The organism is Dyella sp. (genome assembly GCF_035277725.1).
Lineage (GTDB): Bacteria > Pseudomonadota > Gammaproteobacteria > Xanthomonadales > Rhodanobacteraceae > Dyella_B.
The window spans coordinates 1-5,877 of record NZ_DATEJY010000165.1; the positions used below are offsets into that span (position 1 = coordinate 1).

At 58.5% G+C, this 5,877-nt stretch carries 4 protein-coding genes; all 4 read left to right on the top strand.

Annotation, left to right across the window (positions count from 1 at the left end):
* The coding region (gene recF / locus VJR68_RS14700; RefSeq protein ID WP_324148842.1) for a DNA replication/repair protein RecF at positions 1-790 on the top strand (790 nt) is incomplete at its 5' end.
* Positions 791-865: 75 nt separating this feature from the next.
* Positions 866-3,280, top strand: a complete 2,415-nt coding sequence (gene gyrB, locus VJR68_RS14705) for a DNA topoisomerase (ATP-hydrolyzing) subunit B (protein WP_324148844.1) — start codon at positions 866-868, stop codon at positions 3,278-3,280.
* 306 nt (positions 3,281-3,586) lie between these two features.
* Complete coding sequence (locus VJR68_RS14710) at positions 3,587-4,885, top strand: tetratricopeptide repeat protein (RefSeq protein ID WP_324148846.1); 1,299 nt, start codon at positions 3,587-3,589, stop codon at positions 4,883-4,885.
* A gap of 222 nt (positions 4,886-5,107) precedes the next feature.
* Positions 5,108-5,767 (top strand): energy transducer TonB, encoded by a 660-nt coding sequence (locus tag VJR68_RS14715; protein ID WP_324148848.1) that lies wholly within the window; start codon positions 5,108-5,110, stop codon positions 5,765-5,767.
* Positions 5,768-5,877: the final 110 nt, after the last annotated feature.

Below are 5,877 nucleotides of genomic sequence, written 5' to 3' on the forward strand. Positions count from 1 at the left end.
GGACGGGCAAGACGTTTCTCTCGGCCAGCTGATTCGCGAATGTGCTGTTGTTTGCTTTGAGCCTGGGTCCCACGCATTAATTGCTGGCAGCGCTGAAGAGCGTCGCCGCTTCCTCGATTGGGGGGTGTTCCACGTGGAACACGAGTTCCTGAGCACGTGGCGGCGTTATCAGCGGGCGCTTAAGCAGCGCAACAGCTTGCTGCGAGGAGGCGGTGTGCTCGATGAGGGTGTGATGGTTCCCTGGGAGCAGGAGCTTGGTCGAACTGGCCTGCTCATTGATCAGTGGCGCGGGGCCTACTTGGATGCTTTGCTGCCGTTTCTCAAAGAACAGGCAACGTTGCTCCTACCGGAATTGGGAACTATCGAGTTGCGGTATCGCCGAGGCTGGGCGGAGGATCAAGATCTAGGCGAGATATTGGCCTCCCAGCGCTTGAAGGATCAGGGCAGGGGGCACACCACATCAGGCGCGCATCGGGCCGATTGGGCAGTGTCTTTCCAGCATGCCCCGCAACGGGAACACCTATCTCGCGGTCAGGAGAAGCTCACGGCGTTAGTCTGCGTGCTTGCTCAGGCCTGGCTGGACGCTATGCACAGGGGGGAGTGGCCTATCGTGTGTCTGGATGATTTGGCGTCCGAACTGGACCAGGCGCACCAGGCCGCCGTCGTCGACAGCTTGCGGGGGACGCCGGCGCAAGTACTTATCTCCGGTACCGAACTCCCCGCCGTACTGGCGGCCCAGCCGATCCAGATGTTCCACGTGGAACAGGGTCGATTGACGCCCCTGTTATAATTGTTCGGTTGCATCCAGCCCGGCCACTCTGGCGCCACACCGGGCGGATTACTGGCGTCGGAACATGGTTACTGCATGAACGCATCTTACGATTCGAACAGCATCAAGGTACTCAAAGGCCTCGAAGCGGTGCGCAAGCGCCCAGGCATGTACATCGGCGATACCGATGACGGCACCGGCCTCCACCACATGGTGTTCGAAGTCGTCGATAACTCGATCGACGAAGCCTTGGCCGGTTATTGCGACCACGTCATCGTGACCATCCATGACGATGGCTCGGTCAGCGTGCAAGACAATGGCCGCGGCATTCCGGTCGATATGCATCCGGAAGAGGGTCGTTCCACCGCAGAAGTGGTGATGACGGTGCTGCACGCTGGCGGCAAGTTCGACGCGAACTCGTACAAGGTTTCGGGCGGCCTGCACGGTGTGGGCGTGTCGGTGGTGAATGCGCTCAGCGACCACCTTTGGCTGACCATCTATCGCGACGGCCATGAATACCACCAGGAATACAGGCTGGGCGAACCCCAGTATCCGGTAAAGCAAATCGGGCCCTCGGAACGGCGCGGCACCACGGTGCGCTTTCTGCCGAGCACGCAAACCTTCTCCAATATCGAATTCCACTACGAAATTCTCGCCAAACGCCTGCGCGAACTGGCCTTCCTCAACTCCGGCGTCAGCATTGATCTGCGCGACGAGCGTGGGGAAGGGCGCAACGACACCTTTGCCTACGAAGGCGGCATCAAATCGTTCGTGCAGCATCTGGCGCAGTTGAAGACCGCGCTACACCCCAACGTCATCAGCCTGACTGCACAGCAAGACGCGATCACGGTTGATCTCGCGATGCAGTGGACCGACTCCTACCAGGAGACGATGTTCTGCTTCACCAACAATATCCCGCAGCGTGATGGCGGTACCCATCTCACCGGTTTTCGCGCCGCGCTGACGCGTGCGATCCAGGCCTATATCGAGAAAGAGGGGTTGGCCAAGAACGCCAAGGTCACGCTGTCGGGTGACGACATGCGCGAAGGCCTGATTGCGGTGCTGTCGGTAAAGGTGCCGGACCCCAAGTTCTCCTCGCAGACCAAGGACAAGCTGGTTTCGTCCGAGGTGAAAACGGTGGTGGAGCAGGTGGTCTACGAGAAACTGGGCGATTTCCTGCTGGAGCATCCGAACGAAGCCAGGGCGATCGCCGTCAAGGTCGTCGACGCGGCGCGCGCCCGTGAAGCTGCCCGCAAAGCGCGCGAGATGACCCGCCGCAAGGGCGCGTTGGATATCGCCGGGCTGCCGGGCAAACTGGCCGATTGCCAGGAAAAGGATCCCTCGCTGTGCGAGCTGTTCCTGGTAGAGGGTGATTCCGCAGGCGGTTCGGCTAAGCAAGGTCGCAACCGCAAGACGCAGGCTGTGCTGCCGCTCAAAGGCAAGATTCTCAACGTCGAGAAAGCGCGCTTCGACAAGATGCTTTCCTCCGCTGAAGTCGGCACGCTGATCACGGCGTTGGGCACCGGCATCGGGAAGGAGGACTACAACCCCGACAAGCTGCGCTACCACCGCATCATCATCATGACCGACGCGGACGTGGACGGCTCCCACATCCGCACGTTGCTGCTCACGTTCTTCTACCGCCAGATGCCGGACCTGATTGAGCGCGGTCACGTCTACATCGGCCTGCCGCCGTTGTACAAGCTCAAGCAGGGCAAGCAGGAGCTGTATTTGAAGGACGATGCAGCACTCAACGCGTACTTGATTTCAAGCGCGGTCGACAACGCTGGACTGCATTACACCCCGGACGCGCCGCCCGTCAGTGGCGAAGCGCTGGAAAAACTGCTGCGCGATTACCAAGCCGCGCTGGATCAGATCGAACGCCTGGGTCACCGCTTTGACGCAAACGTGCTGACCGCAATGGTTGAGCATGAACCCATCCAGCCGGCCTATTGGGACGATGCCGCCACCATGCAAACCTGGCTGGATGGACTGGCCAAGAATCTCGCGTCCAGCGGCCTGGGCAAGCCCCGTTATCGCTTGGCGTTCCGGCCCGCTCATGGCGAACAACCCGCAGCGATCGAAGTTGTGCGCGACCAACATGGCATCAATCACACCTGGTTGTTGCCGCAGCCATTCTTCGCGGGTTCGGAATTCCGGCCCATTCTCTCCATCAGCCAGCAGCTGACCGGGCTGATCCAGGCAGAGGCCGTCGTCCGTCGCGGTAACGCCTCGCGCGGCGTCATCCGCTTCGCCGATGTGCGCAGCTGGTTGCTGGAAGAAGCAAAGAAGGGCCGCACCATCCAGCGCTTCAAGGGCCTGGGTGAAATGAATCCGGAGCAGTTGTGGGAAACCACGGTCAATCCGGAAACGCGGCGCATGCTGCAGGTTGGCATTGAGGACGCCATCGCCGCTGACCAAATGTTCTCGATGTTGATGGGCGAAGCGGTCGAGCCGCGTCGCGACTTCATTGAGGCCAATGCGTTGAAAGTTGCCAACCTCGACGTTTGATCTTCCGCACACGTGCCGCGACTTCTGCGGCACGTGTCAGCACCAACTGCTGCATTAGCGCATTAGTACATTCGCACAGCCATACACACGCCCGTCACGGCGTTCGTCTGATCCTGATCTGCACACTTGGGGCGGAATTGTGTCCGCAATGCGCCCCCGTATGGCGATAATGGGATAACCACTTGATTTTAAAGAAACTTTAATGCGGCATTGCAGCTTGTTATCGATAGCAAGGTCAGGTTAATCTCAGTGATCCCCCGCACAGCTCGTGCGTGAAATCCGACTCCTTTCATTTTGAGGAACGCTATGAAACACGCTTCCCTGAAGATGCTGGCCGGCGCTGCGCTTGCGCTGATGTTGGCGAGCACTCCGGCGCTAGCGAGCGACAACTCGTCAGGCGATCAGCAGAAGGCGGCTCCGCAATACCCCAATGCGACTCGCAAAGAACCCAAGCTGGATCTGACGGACAAGAAAGAACAGGAAGCGCTCAACAAAGGACTCGATGCCGCACAAGCAAACAACAAAGATCAGGCAACGCAGCTGCTGCAACCACTGATCGACAACAGCAAGAGCAAATATGTTCAAGCCATGGCACTGCAAGGCCTGGCTCGCGTCCACGCGATGAATAACGATCTGCCGGGTGCGATTGATCTGCTCAAGCGCTCGCTTGATAACGGCGTCATGCCGAACGATGCGTACTTTCAGCTCGAATACGAACTGGCCACGTTCTACGTGCTCAATCAGCAATACCAGCCGGCGATCGATCAAGTAGAAAAGTGGCGCGCCGAAGGCAAGAAGGAAACGCCCGAATCTTATGCACTGGAAGGCGAAGCCTATTACCGCCTGCAGAAGTATCCTGAAGCCATTACCGCCATCAAGAAAGCGCAGTCGATGACGGATAAACCGGATCCGCGTTGGAACCAGCTGTTGATGCTCGCTTACAACGATTCCGGTCAAAAAGACAAAGCAGCCGAGATTGCAAAGCAGGCTGCCGCTGCATCACCGACGGATCCCACCAGCTTCCATAACGCGCTGAGTCTGGACATCCAGATGCAGAAATACGATGACGCGTTGAAGCTGATGGAAGATGGCAGGTCGAAAGGTCTGCTCACCACAGAGAGCGACTACGTCACCCTCGCCAAGCTCTACATGAACAAGGCGCAGGATCAAAGCACGCAAGATCCAGGTCCGCTTACCGACAAAGCCGTGGAAGTGCTGCAGGAAGGCATCACCAAGGGCGTCGTAAAGCCGAGCGCAGATAACTATATGCTCATGGGCGATGCGCACATGATCGGCGGCGACGCGAACGCAGCGGCAGATGCTTATCAAAAAGCGATGCCACTCGCGAGCGACGGCGAGCCTGCTTACAAGGCAGGCGTTGCACTCGTGACACAGAACGAATTCAGCAAGGCCAAGCCGCTGTTGCAACAAGCCATCAGCAAAGGCGTGAAGCACAAAGGCAAAGCCTATATGGCGCTTGCCCAAGCGAACATTGGTCTAAAGGATAAGGCTGCTGCTGCCGAAGCAGTGCTGGAAGCCGAAAAGGATCCGGAAACCAAGGCTCAAGCGCAAAAGTGGCTGAAACAAGCCAACATTGGCGGTTGATAAAAAGCTACATGACGAAAGCGTTTAGCCGGCTAGATGGACGTCCAAAAAGATTGCCATCTTTTGCCTACACAAATGCTATACAAACGCCATGTGCTGTTGTACCGTTGGACTTTTCCCGCGTTGTCCAGTGGCAAATGTCACCCCTTTGGGAGCAGACTTTTGCCGCTGGATGCTGCGACCACAACATCCCGATTACTAGCTCCTGATTGAAAGCGACAGATGGCCTCAAGTAACGAAGCAACCGGCGCTAAGCCGTTCAGTTGGGGGCGCACATGGGCGCTGGCGGTAGCCATCGCGCTGCATGCGTTTGCTTTCCTGATACTGATCGCGCCGATGGCGCCTCCGAAAACGGCGGAAGTTCAGAAAGAAAAGATCGTGCAGGTGAACTTCATCGAACCACCGCCGCCACCTCCTCCTCCCCCGCCGCCGCCGCCGGAACCGCCGAAGCAGCCGCCGCCGAAGGTCATCAAGCAGGTGATCCCGCCGCCGAATCCGCCGCCGCCGGCACCGCCTCCGGCCGTGGAAGAACCGTCCAGCAATCCGGCTCCGTCGCCGCCGCCTGCGCCACCCGCGCCGCCGGCACCGCCTTCGGATATCAAGGCAGGCGTTGATCCCTCTTACAGGGACAAGCTGCAGCCGAAATATCCTCCGCAGGCTATCCGCCAGCGGCATGAAGGTACGGTCATCCTCGAGGTTATCGTTGGCACCGACGGCAGCCCGAAGAGTGTTACGGTCAAGCAAAGCAGTGGTTTCCGCGAGCTTGATCGTGCAGCGATGGAATCGGTCCAAAAGGTCCGGTTCAATGCTGAGATAAAGAACGGTAAGCCGGTCGAATCGACGGTAGACATCCCGATCACCTTCAACCTTAACCAGCTGTAATCCCAATTACAGTTACAGTTCACGCCTGACTTCTTAAGGGTAGCGTTTATGTTCCAACAAACTCCTCCGTCCGACGCCGCCGCTCCGGCACTGGGTGGCAACGCCAATGC